The sequence below is a fragment of the Nocardia thraciensis genome, from assembly GCF_054782435.1.
In genome coordinates this window covers 34,718-51,811 of the sequence record NZ_BAAGSM010000050.1, presented here as the reverse complement: position 1 = coordinate 51,811, position 17,094 = coordinate 34,718, and the positions used below count along the sequence as shown (strand labels likewise).

Genomic DNA, 17,094 nt, shown 5'->3' with positions numbered 1-17,094 from the left:
CTCACGGCATGGGGAGGAGATATCGGCGGACGCCGCCGTGCGTGCACATCATGGCCAGTCGACGAGACGGAGTGCTGTACGTCGGCGCGACAAGCAATCTCGTCGGCCGCGTCTGGCAGCACAAGAACAATGTCGTCGAGAGTTTCAGCAAGCGGTACGGAGTGCACACGCTCGTCTGGTTCGAACCGCATGACTGCATGGAGAACGCCATCCTGCGAGAAAAGCGCATCAAGAATTGGAAGCGAGCGAGGAAAATACAGCTGATCGAGACCATGAATCCGCTATGGGAGGATCTCTATCCGACCCTGCTTTAACACCCGTCATTCGGCACAGCCCAAGCACCCGCCATTCCGGCATGACGGAGGAGACTGCCGGAATGACGGAGGAGACTGCCGGAATCAGTCGGTGTAGGCGTCCAGGGGTGGGCAGGAGCAGACGAGGTTGCGGTCGCCGTAGGCGCCGTCTACGCGGCGGACGGCGGGCCAGACCTTGGGGCGGGGGGAGGTGAGGCCCTGGGGGTAAACGGCGGTTTCGCGGGTGTAGGGGTGGGGCCAGTCGCCCACGAGGGAGGCGGTGGTGTGGGGGGCGCCGCGCAGCGGGCTGTCCTCGAGGGGCCAGGTGCCCGCGGCGACTTCGTCGATCTCGCCCTTGATCGCGATCATCGCGTCGATGAAAGCGTCCAGCTCTTCGAGGTTTTCGCTCTCGGTCGGCTCCACCATCAGCGTGCCCGCCACCGGAAAGCTCATCGTCGGAGCGTGGAATCCATAGTCCGCCAGGCGTTTTGCGACATCGTCGACGGTGACGCCAGTGCGCTTGGTGATCTCGCGCAGGTCCAGGATGCACTCGTGGGCGACCATCCCGTTCTCACCCGTGTAGAGCACCGGATAGTGCGAATCCAGCCGCCGCGCAATATAGTTCGCGGACGCGATCGCGGTCAGGGTGGCGCGGCGCAGCCCGTCGGCGCCCATCATCCGGATGTAGGCCCAGGTGATCGGGAGAATCGACGCCGACCCGTACTTCGCCGCCGACACCGCGTGCGAGCCCGCCTCCAGCGGATCCCCCGGCAGATACTTCGCCAGGTGCTCGCGCACCGCGACCGGCCCCACGCCGGGCCCGCCGCCGCCGTGCGGGATGCAGAACGTCTTGTGCAGGTTCAGGTGCGAGACGTCACCGCCGAACCGGCCCGGACGGGCAAGTCCCACGAGCGCATTCAGGTTGGCGCCGTCGACGTACACCTGGCCGCCCGCGTCGTGCACCAGCGCGCACAGCTCGGCCACCTCCTGCTCGTACACCCCGTGCGTGGACGGATAGGTGATCATGATGCAGGCCAGCCGGTCGGCGTGGTCGGCGATCTTGGCCCGCAGGTCGTCGAGGTCGACGTCACCGTTCTCGCGGCACTTCACCACCTCCACCCGCAGCCCCGCCATGGCCGCGGACGCGGCGTTGGTGCCGTGCGCGCTGGACGGAATCAGGCACGTATCCCGGTGCGTATCACCACGATCCAGATGATAGCGACGGATCGCCAGCAACCCGGCGTACTCCCCCTGGCTACCGGCGTTGGGCTGCAGGCTCACCCGGTCGTAGCCGGTGATGGCCGACAGCCATGCCTCCAGATCCTCCACCACGCGCAGCAGGCCCGGGGCGTCCTCGACCGGCGCGTACGGGTGTACGCGGGAGAATCCGGGCCAGGTGATCGGCTCCATCTCCGCCGTGGCATTGAGTTTCATGGTGCACGAACCCAACGGAATCATGCTGCGGTCCAACGCGAGATCCTTGTCGGACAGCTGCCGCAGGTACCGCAGCATGGCGGTCTCGGTGTGGTAGCGGGTGAACGCCGGATGGGTCAGGTACTCCGAGGTCCGGGTCTCGATCGAGGGCATCGCCGTCCTACTCGGCACACCGTCGGCGCCGAAGGAATCCAGCACGATCGCCAGGTGGTCCTCGGTAGTCGCCTCGTCGCAGGCCACCGCCACATGGTCCGCGTCGACCAGCCGCAGATTGACCCCGCGCCCCTGCGCCTTGGCCACCACGGCCTCCGCGCCGCCGGGCACCCGAACCAGCACGGTGTCGAAGAACCGTTCGTGCACAACGGCTTCCCCGAGCCCCACCGCCAAGCGTTCGGCGTACCCGTGTACACGCCGGGCGATCGCGCGCAGCCCGTCCGCGCCGTGGTAGCTCGCGTACATCGCCGCGACGACCGCCAGCAGCACCTGCGCCGTGCAGATGTTCGACGTCGCCTTCTCCCGGCGGATGTGCTGCTCGCGGGTCTGCAGCGCGAGCCGGTAGGCCAGGTGGCCGTCGGCATCCTTCGACACCCCGACCAGGCGGCCGGGCAGCTGGCGAGCGTGCGCGGTGCGCACCGCCAGGTAGCCCGCGTGCGGGCCGCCGTATCCCAGCGGCACCCCGAAACGCTGTGTGGTGCCGAAACATACGTCCGCGCCCTGCTCGCCGGGCGACGTGATCAAGGTCATCGCCAGCAGGTCGGCTCCGGCGGCGACCAGCGCGCCGCGCTCGTGCGCCGCGGCGATCAGATCGGTCCGGTCGACGATCCGCCCGGAGGCGCCGGGCACCTGGACCAGCACCCCGAAGAACTCGCCGTCGGGCAGCGCGTTCGCGACGAGGTCCGCCTCGACGATCTCGATGCCCAGCGGCTCCGCGCGGGTGGACAGCACCGTCCGGGTCTGCGGGAACAGATCGGCGTCGATCAGCAGGCGGTTCGACTTGCTGCCCCGGTTGGCGCGCAGCAGCAGCGTCATCGCCTCGGCGGCGGCGGTCGCCTCGTCCAGCATGGACGCGTTGGCGACCTCCATGCCGGTGAGGTCGGAGACCATGGTCTGGAAGTTCAGCAGCGCCTCCAGCCTGCCCTGACTGATTTCCGGCTGATACGGCGTGTAGGCGGTGTACCAGGCCGGATTCTCCAGCAGATTGCGCACCAGCACCGGCGGGGTCAGGGTGTCGTAGTAGCCGAGGCCGATCATGGAGGCGGCGACGGTATTGGACCGCGCGAGGGCGTCGAGTTCGGCGAGCACCTCGTGTTCGGAGGCTGCCGGGGGCAGCACGCCCAGCCCGTTCGCCGCCGTCGCGTCGAGGATGCTGGCGGGGACGGCGCGATCGGCCAGCTCGTCCAGCGATCCGACGCCGACGGTGTCGAGGATCCGGTCGGTGGCGGCGGTATCGGGTCCGATGTGGCGATCGGCGAAGGAACGGGTCACGGCAGCTCCCAGGGTCAGGGCGGAGTCGGCACGACGCGCGCAACGCACGACGCCGACATCTTCGGGCCCTCCCCCTCTGTCGTGGCGCCTGAGAGATTCAGGTCCCGCGCGCGGGATCCCTTTCCCCATGGGCGGGTGGCCTGCATTGTGTGCAGCCACCTCTTTCCAGAGACGTCGAACTCCGCACGGTCCCTGGTGCCTGAGAGATTGACGGGGAGGTGCTGCTCCTTCGGCGCCCGGGTAGGACCCGGAACTCTCCCGCACGGCATTGACGCGGTGCCCAGTCTATGCGTACCCGGATGTCGGGCGTGTTACCTCCCCGGCCGAAAAGCGTGCCGGGATCAAGCGAATGAAGCGTGCCGGGGATGAGGGGATGGTGCCCGAGACAAGAAGAGGAAACATGCCCCGAGTTATCGGACGACATCCCCGAGACGACAAGGTACGGCCGAACTATCCCGTCTTGCGGTTCATGCGGGCCTTGCGGCGGTAGGCGAGTTCGTCTTCCGGACGGTCGCTGGCCGTGCTGACCTCGGCCTTCTCTGCGGGGAAGTTGGCTATGGCGCCCGTCAGTTCGCGCATGGCGCCGCTGACGGCGATGCCAAAGACGCCCTGGCCGCCCTGCAGTAAATCGACGACCTCTTCCGGGGAGGTGCACTCGTAGACCGTGGTGCCGTCGGAGAAGAGCGTGATACCGGCCAGGTCCTCGACGCCGCGGCTGCGCAGGTGGTCGACGGCGATGCGAATGTTCTGCAACGAGATGCCCGCGTCCAGCAACCGCTTGACGATCTTCAGGACCAGGATGTCCTTGAACGAGTAGAGACGCTGACTTCCCGAGCCGGTGGCGCTGCGAATCGACGGGACGACCAGACCCGTGCGGGCCCAGTAGTCGAGCTGCCGGTAGGTGATGCCCGCCACCTGGCATGCGCTGGAAACCCGGTACCCGACCAGGTCGTCCGGCACCGTGTCATCGGGGAACAGCCCGGGCTGCACCACGGTGGCGGGCCGCGCCCCCGGTCCAGTCTGCTGCGGTTGATCTCCCACTGACTACTCCCTCACTGCTTCGCCGATGCGAACAACGGCCTAACTGTCGAGGCTACTCCCTCGATTGTCCCGGCAGCAGTGGCACCGGACCAAGCTTCGCGTGCGGCGTGTTTCTCACCCTCTACGTGAGGTTGAGATCCCGCCGCTGACCGGGGTCAGCTGTCGGTCGCCTTGAAGTCGTCCGGCGAGACCGACTCGAGGAACTCCTTGAACTTCTCCACCTCGTCCTCGCGCTCGTCGGGCATCACCAACCCGGCCTCCTCCAGCACCGGCTCCTCGGCATAGATCGGGCAACCCACGCGCAGGGCGATCGCGACCGAATCCGACGGCCGGGCCGAGATGCGCAGGTCGTTGTCGAACACCAGATCCGCGTAGAACGTGCCCTCCTGCAGATCGACGATCCGGACCTCCTTGAGCGTGTGCCCCAGCTCGGTGATCAGGATCTTGATCAGGTCATGGGTGAGCGGACGGATGGGCGTCACGCCCTCCTGCTCCAGGACGATCGCGGTCGCCTCCGCCTGCCCGATCCAGATCGGTAGGTATCGATCGCCGTCCACCTCGCGGAGCAACAGCACGGGCTGGTTCTGGGGCTGCTCGACACGGATGCCGATCACACGCATTTCACTCATCGCACTGCCTCCCATGCATCGCCGACCTCCCCACGGGCACGATGGGTCGGCCGTATCACCGAGTCTAGGCGAAGAATTCAGCTACCGAGCGCACCGCGCACCGCAGTCTTCACCAGGCTGGTGTGCAGCGTCAGGGACAGGGCCGCGAGCTCGCGCACCGTCTCCTCGGCACGGGCGCGCGCGTCGGCGTCCCGGCTCTTGGCTATCGGTGCGGCGATCTGGGCGACCATCGCCGCCTCACGGTCGGCCGCCAGTTTGAATGCGCGCAGATGCCGCGCCTCCAAGCCGAATTCGCTCAGCGCCTTGGCCGTGCGCGCCAGCGTCACCGCCTCGGCGTCGAAGAAGCCCGCCGCGCCGGGGGTGATGAGATTGGCGCGGATCAGTTCGGAGAGAAACTTCTCATCGATACCGGCCTGCTCCAGCAAATCGGCTCGGGTGACGCGGATTTCGTGGTCGAACCGCAACTCCTCGGGCGACACCTCACCGGGAACCACGCCGAGCCTCCGGGGTGGGGTGAGGGCGCCGGCGGGGCGAGCGGCGCCGGACGACTGCCCCGGCCCGTCCGCCCCGGCGCCGTCCGCCCGGGCACGCGCCTCGCGCACCCCGAGCGTCGCGGCGCCGCTGTCGATCGCCTCCAACTGTTCCTTGATCACCTTCAGCGGCAGGTACTGGTCGCGCTGCGCGGTGAGGACGAACCTCAGCCGCTCGACGTCGGCGACGGAGAACCTGCGGTAGCCCGAGGGCGTGCGCTCCGGGCTGATCAGCCCCTCCGATTCGAGGAAGCGGATCTTGGAGATGGTGATGTCCGGAAAGTCCGGACGCAGCAGGTCCAGCACGGAGCCGATCGACATACCTCCGCGTGTCCACTGCGCTGCGCCTGTCATCTCGTGCCGACCCGCTATAGAGCGCCGGCGGAATCGTTCTGGACGGGCCGCGGTCCGGTCAGGAACACCAGCCGGAACTTGCCGATCTGGACCTCGTCACCGTTCTGCAGCTCCGAGGAGTCCACCGGCTCGCGGTTGACGTAGGTGCCGTTCAGGCTGCCCACATCGACGACCTGGAAGGTGTCGTCGTCCTGGCGGAACTCCGCGTGACGGCGGGAGACGGTGACATCGTCGAGAAAGATGTCGCTGTCGGGGTGGCGCCCCGCCGAGGTGGTGGGCTGGTCCAGCAGGAATCGCGAGCCGGCGTTCGGACCGCGCTTGACCACCAGCAGGGCAGCGCCCGGAGGCAGGCCCTCGACCCCCTGGACCGGCTGATCGCCGGTCTGCTCACCGGTGCGCGACGCGTCGACCTCGTTGAGGAAGTCAGCGCGGAACACCGAAGTAGTCTCGGCCGCGCTCTCCCCGTAACCCGGGTCTTTGTTCTCGCTCACCCTTGCTCTCCTCCTCGAACCGATTATCCGTACAAGCATCCGATGCACTTGCCGTCAACCGACGCGACCGGCTGTCGCGCCCTTGGAAATTCCGGCACCGGCCGCCGGCACATCTGTTGGCATTGACCGTACCCTGCCCGGGGGATCCCGTGCAGGTAGAACTGTGAAGGCCGCTTCAGGCCCCGATAACTCCTTCATAACCTGCGGCATCGAGCAGTTCACCGAGGGTGGCGTCGAGGTCGGCGGCGTCGGAGACCTCCATCTCGAACATCCAGCCCGCACCGTAGGGATCGCTGTTCAGCGACTCCGGCTCGCTGTCCAGATTCTCGTTCACCGCAACGATTTTCGCGCTCAGCGGAGCGTAGATGTCGGACACGCTCTTGGTGGACTCGACCTCCGCGATGCCCTCCTCGGCCTTGACGTCGGTGTCGACCGCGGGCAACTGCACGAACACGACGTCACCGAGCTGTGACTGGGCGTAATCGGTGATGCCCACCCGCACCCGGGTCGCACCGGTCCGCCGCACCCACTCGTGCTGCTCGGTGTAGCGCAGATCCTCGGGAACGTCACTCACGACTGCAGTCCTTTCACGGGCATCCTCTCTCCGGCGTGATGATCACTGTATCGGCTCGCGCGGACAGGCTTACCCCGCGCACCCCCGGGCTATGTCTGGATGTGAGATCCCTGCGGCACAGCCGGTATCGCACGGGCCACGGCGAACGCCTTGCCGAGATACAGGACGCCCGTCCAGACGTAGGCGGCCGTACCCCAGATCAAAAATGCCCAGCCGAAGGCCCGGCTGAAACCTGCCAGCGCCCAGTCCATCTGTCCGGCCAGCAGCCACGGCAGGGCCGACATCAGCGCGAATGTGGCCGCCTTGCCCAGATAGATCACCTCTGGCAGGGGCAGCCCCCGCCGCCTGTAGATGGGGAGCACCGCGGCCAGCACCAACTCGCGGCCGATCAGCACCACGACGAAGGGCCAGGGCAGGATGCCGCGCAGCAACAGGCCCAGGATGGTCGCCACCAGATACAGCCGGTCCACGAAGGGGTCCAGCAGCGCGCCCAGCCGCGAGTACTGATCCAGCAGCCGGGCCAGCTTGCCGTCCAGGAAATCGGTGAATCCACTGACGATCAGCAGCGTGAACGCCCAGCCGTCGGCGTGTTCGACCAGCAGCAGCCACAGCAGCACCGGGACGCCGATCAGCCGCAGCACGCTCAGCACGTTGGGCGCGGTGAGAATGCGGTCCTGGCGGCTGTCGGCCGGGGGTCCGGGTGGTTCGCTCGTCACAGCTGTTGCTTACCGGAAACGGCACAGCGGCGCCATACGGGCGCGCCGGACCCGACATGCGGGCAGGATAGGTTTCGAGCCATCCCCGACGGGACGGTTCTGCCGGGATGAAAGAATGAGTCGGAAATCGTGTCATTGCAGTGCGGTGGATTGAGAGGAAGACCATGCCCGACTTCGACTACGACGTGGTGGTGATCGGCTCCGGATTCGGCGGCAGCGTCAGCGCGCTGCGGCTGACCGAGAAGGGCTACCGGGTGGCCGTCCTCGAATCCGGCCGCCGCTGGCCCGCCGAAGCCATTCCGAAGACGAATTGGAATGTGCGCAAGTCGATCTGGGCGCCGCGGCTGGGCCTGACCGGTCCGCAGCGGATCAGCCTGCTCGGCAAGTGCGCGGTGTTCTCCGCCTCCGGCGTGGGCGGCGGATCGCTGATCTACGGCAACACCCTCTACGAGCCGCTGCCCAACTTCTACACCGATCGCCAGTGGGCCCACATCACCGACTGGCGCTCCGAGCTGGCGCCCTACTACGACCAGGCCACCCGCATGCTCGGGGTGGCGCCGAACCCGCGGATGACCCCCGCCGACGAGGTGATCCGCTCTATCGCCGACGACCTGAACGTCAGTGACACCTTCCATCCGACCGATGTCGGCGTGTTCTTCAACGAGGCCGATCCGGGGACCGAGGTCGACGACCCGTACTTCGGCGGCGTCGGCCCGCGCCGCAGCGGCTGCATCCACTGCGCGCGCTGCTTCACCGGCTGCCCGCACAACGCCAAGAACACCACCCCCACCAACTACCTGTATCTCGCCGAGCAGGCGGGGGCGAAGGTGTTCGAACTCACCACCGCGAGCAGCGTGCGGCCGATGGTCGGCGGCGGCTACGCCATCGAGACCGAGCGCTCGGATCGCTGGATTCGCAAGGGCCGCAAGACCTTCACCACCGAGCAGGTGGTCTTCGCCGCGGCCGCGCTGGGCACCCAGAAGCTGCTGCACAAGATGCGCGACGCGGACGTGCTGCCGAACCTGTCGCCGCGGCTGGGCGAGCTGACCCGCAGTAATTCCGAGGCGATCCTCAACGTGGTCAGCCGCGAGCGGTCCGACTTCGCCGAGGGCATCGCCATCACCTCCTCCATCCACCCCGAGCCCGATACCCATATCGAGGTGTGCCACTACGGCAAAGGGCAGAACGCGCTGTTCCCGCTGTCCGCGCCGATCGTCGACGGCGGCGCGTTCCGGTTCCTGCGGTTCCTGCTGGCGATGGTGCTGCACCCGATGGTGTTTTTGCGCAGCCTCAACGCCCGGCACGCCTCGGAGAAGTCGGTCATCCTGCTGGTCATGCAGTCGCTGGACAATTCACTGACCTCCTTCCGGCGATGGGGCCAGCTGAAGACGAAACAGGGTACGGGACAACCGAATCCGACCTGGATCCCGATCGCGCACGATGTCGGGCGGCGGTTCGGCGAGAAGGTGAACGGCGATGTGCAGGGCCTGGTCATGGATGTGTTCAACATCCCGGCGACGGCCCACTACATCGGCGGCTGCGTGATCGGCGAGGGGCCCGAGAGCGGTGTGGTGGATCCGTACCAGCGGGTCTTCGGCCATCCGGGGCTGCATATCGCCGACGGTTCGGCCGTCACGGCCAACCTGGGCGTGAACCCTTCCCTCACCATCACCGCGCAGGCCGAGCGCGCGATGGCGTTCTGGCCCAACAAGGGCGAGGCCGACACCCGCCCCGAACTGGGACAGCCATACCGCCGGATCGCCCCCGTCGCCCCCGCCCGGCCCACGGTGCCCGCCGCGGCACCGGGCGCGCTCCGCCTGCCGATCAGCCCGGCCGACCCGGCGGTGCCCACGGCCTGAGAGCGGCCCACACCCCGGAACCACCGGGAGTGGCGTACCGGAATCACCGGGGGTGGCGTACCGGAACCACTGGGAGTGGCACGCTGGATCGACGCCGGGCGGGTGGTCCGGGCACTCGATTGCCCACACGCGGGAGTGCGTCCCCACCCGAAGGGGCGCGGGCACATATGCTTTCGGTACCGAGTGTCGACGGGAAGGGCTGGTCGCCAATGCTCGTGCGAGTGCAGAATGCCGCTGGCACCCTGGCCGAGCGCGCGCTGATCGACTGGCTGCGCACCTGGAAAGGGCAGGGTGACCCGCACGGCGTCGCCACCGTGAACTGCAGCCTGTTCCACAACGACCGGCTGCATCAGTTCGACGCGGTGGTCTGGACGCCGACCAGCTGCGTGGTGATCGAGGCCGAGGCCCTGGTGGAGAAGGCCAGCGGCGAGATGGAGGTGCCGCTCAACGGCCCCTGGCGGGTCGGCAACCAGGTGATGACGCTGGAGGGCGGCGACCGCCGCGCACCGCTGGACAAGTCGCGCGACCACACCTACGCCCTGCAGAGCTGGCTCGCCGAACGCAACCTCGGGCAGCGCGTCGTCCACGGCGTGGTGCTGGTGGTGCCGCCGCACGGCGCGGATCTGAAGATCCGGCAGATGTGGAACGATCCCAGCTTCGAGGTCGTGCTCGGCGACGATCCGCGCCGCCTCGCGGACTACCTCAAGACGCTGGCCTCGCAGGGCCGCGCGCAGTGGACGGTCAACGACATCGCCATGACCTTCCGCGGCCTGGGGATCCTGCCGTACCTGCCCGCGCCGCAGGACCTCGAGCACGAGGGTTTCGGCGGGCCGGTGGACATCACGCTGTGGTACGGCGGCCCCCAGCAAGCGCAGGCCGAGGCCTACCTGGAGGAGAAGGCGGCGGCCGAGCAGGCCTATTCCGGACCGCTGGCCTTCCGGACGCCCTGGTACAGCCCGTGGAAGCTGTATCCGCGGGAGGTCGGCCGGGTGGATATGGGCCGGGCGGCGCTTCGCATCGTCCTCGCCATCGGCATGCTGGTCGCCGCGGCGTGGGTGCTGTGGTTCATCCTCGCGATGCTGCTCACCTACGGCTCCGCCTGAGCCGTTCCATCGCCGCGTACGGCGCGGTCACCAGGGTGATCGCCGCCGCCGTCCCGCCGAGAACATCGGTGGCGTAGTGGTAGCCGAGCCCGACCATGCCGACCGCGACGGCCACCAGCAGCACGGCGGAGACCGCGATCTCGACCACGCGGGTGCGCTGCGTCCCGGCAAGCAGTACGAAAGCCGTTGCGATGGCGACCAAGTGCACGGTGTGCCCGCTCGGATAGGCGAGATAGTCCTGTAGCTGCCTGTGCCACACCGGCTTCAACGCCCAGGTGTTCGCGGCGACCGCGACTTCCGGTGCTACGAAGAGGAATCCGGCGCTCCACCAGTCCCGCCGCGAGGCATACCGGATGACACCGGCCGCCAGCATCGGCAGGAGGATGTAGGCATTGCTGGGGACAACCAGCGCCTCGAACACCCCGGGATGCTCGCCCAGGGCCGAGTGCGCCCACTCCTCCATCACCCGATCCAGCCCCGTCGGCCCGCCGCCGTCCGGAAATGTCAACGGCAGCAACACGGTGACGACGATGCCCAGGACCGCCGCCACGAGGGCAAGGATCTCACGCCTTGCAATAACGAGCGGTCGGTTCACGGCTCGACGATAGCGAGTGCGATCTCCCTTCGGTTCCGGCGTGCGGGCTACTTCGGGTGGGCGACCACGCCGCGCTGGTGGACGCTGGCGTCGTTCAGCATGGCGGCGTGCAGCATCTGCTCCGGGACGCCCAGTGCCTCGACGAGAGTCGCCGAATCCGGGCGGAGGCGGTCGACGAGTTCGTTGACGCCGCGGCGCACCGCCTTCGACCGTTCCACCGACATGAACCGGTGCATGATGTACCACGCCAGATTCTGCTCCAGCGACGAGAAGACGAACAGGTCGCAGACGGTATCGGCGAGGGCGCGCGCCTCCGGGTCGTCGATCCCGGCGATGCCCTCGATGAACGCCTCCAGCACCAGGCGGTCGATGTGCGCCTCACCGGCGGTGAGGATGTGGTCCTGGGCGTTGTTGAACGCCTCGAACGGCCCGGTCTCCTCGGCGCGGGCGCGCAGCCGGTGCGCGGCGGTCCGCACCAGGTAGTCCTCGCGGTCGGCTAACAGCTGCAGCTGCACCGAGCGCTTGGACAGGTCGCCGTCGTCGACGCCCTCGTCGGACCGGTCGCGCAGCCGCTGGATGAGCTGGCGCACGCCGGTGCCCTGGCGCACCACGTCGCGGCCCATGGTGGCGGCGAACCGCACCCAGCCCAACGCGTCCAGGTCGCGCACCTCGTCGGAGTACGCGGTGAGCAGCTCCTTGGCCACCAGCTGGGTGAGTACGACATTGTCGCCCTCGAAGGTGGTGAACACGTCGGTGTCGGCCTTCAGCGTCACCAGCCGATTCTCGGTGAGATAGCCCGCGCCGCCGCAGCATTCGCGGCACTCCTGAATGGCGCGGGTGGCGTGCCGGGTCTGGGCGACCTTGAGCCCCGCCGCCCGCTTCTCCAGCGCCCGCTGCGCGGCCGGGTCCAGATCCTGGCCGGTCTGCACCGCGTGCATGCGCCGCACCAGGTCGTTTTGCGCGAACGACAGCGCGAACGCGCGGGCCACGTGCGGCAGCAGCCGCCGCTGGTGGCTGCGGTAGTCCAGCAGCACCGTCTCCTCGCCGGAGTCCGGATCGGCGAACTGGCGGCGCTGGTCGCCGTAGCGCAGGGCGATGCTCAACGCCACCCGCGCACCGGCAGCGGCCGCACCGCCGACACTGATACGGCCGCGCACCAGCGTGCCGAGCGTGGTGAAGAACCGGCGGCTGGGGTTCTCGATCTCCGAGCCGTAGGTGCCGTCCGGGGCCACGTCCGCATAGCGGTTGAGCAGGTTCTCCCGCGGAATGCGCACCTGGTCGAACCGGATCCGGCCGTTGTCCACGCCGGGCAGGCCGCCCTTGAGCCCGCAGTCGGAGGTGGTGACGCCGGGCAGATCGCGCCCCTGCTCGTCGCGAATCGGCACCAGGAAGCAGTGCACGCCCTGATTCTCCCCCTGCGTGATCAACTGCGCGAACACCGCGGCCATCCGGGCATGCTCGGCGGCGCCGCCGATGTAGTCCTTGCGCGCGGATTCGGTCGGGCTGTGCACCACGAACTCGTGGGTCGCGGGATCGTAGGTGGCGGTGGTCTCCAAGTTCGCCACATCGCTGCCGTGGCCCGATTCGGTCATCGCGAAACAGCCCAGCAGGTCCAGCGGCAGCAGCTGCTTGACGACGTCACGGTGACGCTCGGTGCCGAGATTCTCCACCGCGCCGCCGAACAGCCCCCACTGCACGCCGCACTTCACCCACAGCGACAGATCGGCGTAGGCCAGCATCTCCAGCCCGGTCACCGCGCCGCCCGGATCGCCGGTGCCGCCGTGCTCGATCCGGAAACCCTTTTCGGCATAACCGAATTCGGAGACCAGGCGCATCTGGTCGAGGACCCGTGCCCGGGCCGCCCGGTAGTCTAGGTGCGGATCGCCGAACAGCCGATCGTCGCAGAGTTGCCGTCGCGCCTGTTCGCGCACCTCGCGCCAAGGGCCGTCCAGGGCCGCTCGCAGCTGGTCCGCGGAAGTGTTCTCGGTGCCCATGCCTCCGACCATAGCCGCAGATTTCGTCCGATAGCCGATCCGTAACACACGACACGGCCGAGCCGAAGGGAACCAGGTGCCCTCTGATCACGAACACACCGGACCGGTTGGTCTCGGCGTTCCCGCCTCCGCCGCCCGCGACGCCGAAGGTCCGAACCGCGACGACCGCCCGGCGCCGGTTCATCCGAATTCGCTGCCGCGAATTCGCCGGGATCAGGCACCGAAACGGGTCGCCGACCGGGCCACGCCCGCGGCGCCCGCGACCGGACCGGATCCGCTGGACGAATCCGCCCAACCTGCGCGGACACCGGCGAAACCGCAGGTCCGTCCAGACGCCGGTGACGCACGATCGCGCGCGCCGCGGCTGACGGATACCCCGGCAGCATCTACCGTGCACAATGTGAGCGACGACGCCGATACGGTGGCGATCCCGTATGCGCAGGAGCCCGAGCGGCGCCCGCGACTGCGACACGTCACCCAAGCCATGGATCGGGTGGTCGATCGCCTCGTCGCGGAACGGAAAGCCACCGCCGACGCGGTGGTGGAGGCGCCCGCCCCGCTGCAGCCGATCGACCTCACCGACGACGCCCGCGTCACCCAGGTGCTGGATCTCGCCGAGCGAGTGGGCGAGGTGGTGCTGTCCTCGGGCACGGCGGTCACCGACACCACCTCCCAAGTCGAATTCATCGCCGCCACATACGGTTTGTCGCAGGTCGACGTCGACGTCACCTACAACGCGATCCGAATCTCGGCCGACCGGGGGCCGACGCTGCCGCCCGCCAGCACCATGCGCATCGTGAACTACCGCTCGATGGACTTCACCCGGCTGGCCGCCGTCGACCGACTCACCCGACGCATCCGCCGCGAGCTGATGCCGCCGGAGGAGGCGCTCGAGGCGCTCGAGGCGATCACCACGGCGCCACACCCCTACAACCGCTGGATCGCGACGTTCGGCTGGTCGCTCATGGCGGCCTCGATCGCTCTGTTACTCGGCGGCGGCGTGCTGCTCGCCGGGGCGAGCTTCGTGGCGACCGCGGCGATCTACGGCACCAACCGCTATCTCAACCGCCGCGGACTGCCGTTGTTCTTCCAGCACATGGTGGGCGGCGCCATCGCCACGATCCCCGCGATCCTGCTCGCCACCTTCGGCGGGCGGATCGAGGCCAATCCGTCGCTGATCGTGGCGGCGGGAATCACCGTGCTGCTCAGTGGTCTGAGCCTGGTCGGCTCGGTCGAGGACGCCATCACCGGCGCACCGATCACCGCGGCGGCCCGCATGCTCGAGCTGCTGGTGATGACCGGCGGCATCATCGCGGGCGTCGCACTGGGACTGCGGGCGGCCACCCTGCTCGGCGCGGTGCGACCACCCATCGATATGTCGGCGTCGACCTACGACATCAACAATCTTCCGGTGAAGCTGATCGCCGGCGCCGTGGCGTCGGCGGCGTTCGCGCTCGCCTGCTACGCGGAGCGCCGCGCCCTGGCCGCCGCGGGCATCAGCGGTATGGCGGCCACGGTCTGCTACCTGTTCGTGCAGTACGCCGATTTCGGGCCGGTGGTGTCCTCCGGCGTCGCCGCGACCGTCGTGGGCCTGGCCGGTGGTCTGATGGCCCGCCGTGCGCTGACCCCGCCGCTGGTCGTGGCGGTCGCGGGCATCACGCCGCTGCTCCCCGGTCTGAAGGTGTACCGGGGTCTGTCCGCGCTGCTCAACGACCAGCAGCTGCTGGGCCTCAACCAGATGCTCGCCGCGTTCGGCATCGGATGCGCGCTCGCGGCCGGGGTCACGCTCGGCGAATGGATGGCACGGTACCTGCGCCAGCCGCGAATCCTGCGGCGGTTCCAGGGGATTCGCCGTCCGGTGATCCGCACGGCGTCCTAGCGGGCGACCGGTGCTCAGGCGACCTCGAGGCCGATCGCGCGGACCAGATCCGCGAGCGTCGCGTCGAACAGCGCCTCTGAATCCCGCACGGGGATCGGGTAGTTGCCGAACACCTCGAGTGTCACGTGACCGTAGAGCCGGGCCCAGAAGGTGATCATCAGATAGGTGACGCCCAGGTCCAGCTTCTCCGCCGGGAACTTCTGGCCCGATTCGGCAAGCACCGCGAGCAATTCGGTCTGGAACCCGATCAGATCCTCGCGCAGCGCCTCGGGGATCACGTCGGTCGCCGGGGTGACGATGTCGTAAGTGGTGAGCAGCCTACCGGCCGCCTCCAGGAAGATGCGGCCGAACGGTTCGTCGAATTGCCGCAGGGCGCTGGGGCCCTCGCCGGTCGGCGAGGCGAAGACCAGGGTGAATTCCCGCGCGTGCGCCAACGCCCAGTGCCGGAAACCCTTGCAGATGGCCAACAGTTGCACCACGCCGTCCTCGGGCAGCTCCGCCACCTGCGTGGCGAGTTCGGCGGCGAGGTCGGCGCAGATATCGCTGCGCACCGCGGCGACCAGATCGTCGCGGGAGGAGTAGTACCGGTACAGCGCGGGTGCGGTGATGCCCAGATCCCGCGCGATGGCGCGCAGGGTGACCGCCTCCGGACCCTGTTGCACCAGCAGCGTTCTCGCCACCCGCCGGATGTCCGCGTCGCTCACCGCGGGCAACCGGCCCCGCCGCGCGGGTTCACTCATCCTCTGCCTCCGTCACACGAGCGCGCCCGCGCTCCCCGACCCGTCCTCCGCCGCGGGGGCCGGTGGCGGTGGCGACGCCCGCCGCCGCCACCGGCCCCGGTCGCTCACTCGTAGGCGACCTGCCAGCTCTTGATACCGTTCAACCAGCCCGAGCGTAGCCGGACCGGCTCGGAGATCTCGCGCAGGTTCGGCATCGCGTCGGCGATCGCGTTGAAGATCAGATCCAGCTGCAGCCGCGCCAGGTTGGCCCCGACGCAGTAATGGGTGCCCGTGCCGCCGAATCCCACGTGCGGGTTCGGGTTTCGCATCACGTCGAATTCGAACGGCTTGTCGAAGTGCTCCTCGTCGAAGTTGGCCGAGGCGTAGAAAAGCCCGACCCGCTGGCCCTTCTCGATCGGCTGACCCTCGAGTTCGGTGTCCTCCAAGGCCGTTCGCTGGAAGGCGACGACCGGCGTGGCCCATCGCACGATCTCGTCCGGCGCGGTGCGCGGCCGCTCGGCCTTGTACAGCTCCCACTGCTCCGGATTGTCGACGAAGGCCTTCATCCCGTGCGTGGTGGCGTTGCGGGTGGTCTCGTTCCCGGCGACGGCCAAAAGGATGACGAACCAGGCGAATTCGTCGGAGCCGAGGGCCTCGCCGTCGACGTCGGCCGTCACCAACTGGCTGACGATATCGTCGGCCGGGCACTTCTTGCGCTCCTCCGCCAGGTTCCAGGCGTAGCCCATGACCTCGGCGTTGGCCATCCGGTAGCTGTCTTTGAACTCGGGATCGTCGTAGCCCATCATCTGGTTGGACCACTCGAACAGCTTGCCGCGGTCGGACTGCGGCACACCCAGCAGTTCGGCGATGGCCTGCAGCGGCAGTTCGCACGCCACCTGCTGCACGAAGTCGCCGCCACCGGTCTGCTTGGCCTCGTGCACGATTCGCTCGGCGCGCTCGGTCAGCGCGGCGCGCAGGCTCTGCACCGCGCGCGGGGTGAAGCCGCGGGAGATGATGCGGCGCAGCTTGTCGTGCGCGGGCGGGTCGGTGTTCACCAGCATGGCCCGCTGGATGTCGATCTCGTCGCGGGTGATGTCGCCGTTGAACCGGATCACCGCGGTGTTGACGTTGGTGGACCAGACCTGGGAGTTCTTGGAGATCTCCTTGATCTGGTCGAGCTTGCTGACGACCCAGTAGCCGCCGTCGTCGAAGCCGCTGACGCCGTCGGGCTGGTCGACCCACCACACGGGGGCGGTGCGGCGCAGTTCGGCCCACTCTTCGACGGGCAGGCGGGTGGAGAGCAGGTCGGGATCGGTGAAGTCGAAGTCGTGCGAGATGGACGGGGCTGACACGGTACCTCCTTTGGAACACGTTCCACTGGAGTGAACCACACCACAC

The 17,094-nt window shown here is 68.4% G+C and carries 15 protein-coding genes and 1 riboswitch; of the genes, 4 read left to right on the top strand and 11 right to left on the bottom strand.

Annotated features, from left to right (window positions below):
• Positions 1 to 50: 50 nt before the first annotated feature.
• A complete protein-coding gene (locus tag ACYVLQ_RS29995; RefSeq protein WP_460700899.1) occupies positions 51 to 314 on the top strand; it encodes a GIY-YIG nuclease family protein in 264 nt (87 codons plus the stop codon).
• A gap of 84 nt (positions 315 to 398) precedes the next feature.
• On the opposite strand, the gene gcvP is transcribed toward ACYVLQ_RS29995, so the two are convergent.
• The 7 genes from gcvP to ACYVLQ_RS29960 form a co-directional block, all read right to left on the bottom strand.
• Positions 399 to 3,212 carry an aminomethyl-transferring glycine dehydrogenase gene (gene gcvP, locus ACYVLQ_RS29990; protein WP_460700898.1) on the bottom strand — a complete coding sequence of 938 codons (2,814 nt, stop codon included), beginning with the start codon at positions 3,210 to 3,212 and terminating at the stop codon, positions 399 to 401.
• 176 nt (positions 3,213 to 3,388) lie between these two features.
• A riboswitch (glycine riboswitch) is annotated at positions 3,389 to 3,483 on the bottom strand.
• 179 nt (positions 3,484 to 3,662) lie between these two features.
• A complete protein-coding gene (locus ACYVLQ_RS29985) occupies positions 3,663 to 4,253 on the bottom strand; it encodes a MerR family transcriptional regulator (protein ID WP_460700897.1) in 591 nt (196 codons plus the stop codon).
• Between the two features lie 155 nt (positions 4,254 to 4,408).
• Positions 4,409 to 4,882: a bifunctional nuclease family protein gene (locus tag ACYVLQ_RS29980; protein ID WP_280263969.1), complete on the bottom strand. Its 474-nt coding sequence runs from the start codon at positions 4,880 to 4,882 to the stop codon at positions 4,409 to 4,411.
• A gap of 77 nt (positions 4,883 to 4,959) precedes the next feature.
• Positions 4,960 to 5,766 carry a transcriptional regulator FtsR gene (gene ftsR, locus ACYVLQ_RS29975; protein ID WP_460700896.1) on the bottom strand — a complete coding sequence of 269 codons (807 nt, stop codon included), beginning with the start codon at positions 5,764 to 5,766 and terminating at the stop codon, positions 4,960 to 4,962.
• A gap of 14 nt (positions 5,767 to 5,780) precedes the next feature.
• Entirely contained in the window at positions 5,781 to 6,257 is a 477-nt protein-coding gene (odhI, locus tag ACYVLQ_RS29970) for an oxoglutarate dehydrogenase inhibitor Odhl (protein ID WP_460700895.1), read from the bottom strand.
• Between the two features lie 175 nt (positions 6,258 to 6,432).
• Positions 6,433 to 6,831, bottom strand: a complete 399-nt coding sequence (gcvH, locus tag ACYVLQ_RS29965; RefSeq protein ID WP_460700894.1) for a glycine cleavage system protein GcvH — start codon at positions 6,829 to 6,831, stop codon at positions 6,433 to 6,435.
• Between the two features lie 89 nt (positions 6,832 to 6,920).
• Positions 6,921 to 7,547 (bottom strand): CDP-alcohol phosphatidyltransferase family protein, encoded by a 627-nt coding sequence (locus ACYVLQ_RS29960; RefSeq protein ID WP_460700893.1) that lies wholly within the window; start codon positions 7,545 to 7,547, stop codon positions 6,921 to 6,923.
• Positions 7,548 to 7,711: 164 nt separating this feature from the next.
• On the opposite strand from ACYVLQ_RS29960, the gene ACYVLQ_RS29955 reads away from it, so the two are divergent.
• The gene (locus ACYVLQ_RS29955; protein ID WP_460700892.1) at positions 7,712 to 9,406 is read left to right on the top strand and encodes a GMC oxidoreductase; all 1,695 of its coding nucleotides are present in this window, start codon (positions 7,712 to 7,714) and stop codon (positions 9,404 to 9,406) included.
• Positions 9,407 to 9,627: 221 nt separating this feature from the next.
• A complete protein-coding gene (locus ACYVLQ_RS29950) occupies positions 9,628 to 10,509 on the top strand; it encodes a nuclease-related domain-containing protein (protein WP_460700891.1) in 882 nt (293 codons plus the stop codon).
• On the opposite strand, the gene ACYVLQ_RS29945 is transcribed toward ACYVLQ_RS29950, so the two are convergent.
• Both ACYVLQ_RS29945 and ACYVLQ_RS29940 read right to left on the bottom strand, forming a co-directional pair.
• Positions 10,490 to 11,104: a phosphatase PAP2 family protein gene (locus ACYVLQ_RS29945; RefSeq protein ID WP_460700890.1), complete on the bottom strand. Its 615-nt coding sequence runs from the start codon at positions 11,102 to 11,104 to the stop codon at positions 10,490 to 10,492. The genes ACYVLQ_RS29950 and ACYVLQ_RS29945 overlap by 20 nt on opposite strands.
• 47 nt (positions 11,105 to 11,151) lie before the next feature.
• Positions 11,152 to 13,098, bottom strand: a complete 1,947-nt coding sequence (locus ACYVLQ_RS29940) for an acyl-CoA dehydrogenase family protein (RefSeq protein WP_460700889.1) — start codon at positions 13,096 to 13,098, stop codon at positions 11,152 to 11,154.
• A gap of 484 nt (positions 13,099 to 13,582) precedes the next feature.
• Between ACYVLQ_RS29940 and ACYVLQ_RS29935 the strand changes: the two genes are divergently transcribed.
• Positions 13,583 to 14,977 carry a threonine/serine exporter family protein gene (locus ACYVLQ_RS29935; protein WP_460701021.1) on the top strand — a complete coding sequence of 465 codons (1,395 nt, stop codon included), beginning with the start codon at positions 13,583 to 13,585 and terminating at the stop codon, positions 14,975 to 14,977.
• Between the two features lie 14 nt (positions 14,978 to 14,991).
• Here the strand turns inward: ACYVLQ_RS29935 and ACYVLQ_RS29930 are convergent, their stop codons facing one another.
• Complete coding sequence (locus tag ACYVLQ_RS29930; protein ID WP_460700888.1) at positions 14,992 to 15,717, bottom strand: TetR/AcrR family transcriptional regulator; 726 nt, start codon at positions 15,715 to 15,717, stop codon at positions 14,992 to 14,994.
• Positions 15,718 to 15,821: 104 nt separating this feature from the next.
• A complete protein-coding gene (locus ACYVLQ_RS29925; protein WP_460700887.1) occupies positions 15,822 to 17,048 on the bottom strand; it encodes a cytochrome P450 in 1,227 nt (408 codons plus the stop codon).
• Between the last annotated feature and the right edge of the window lie 46 nt (positions 17,049 to 17,094).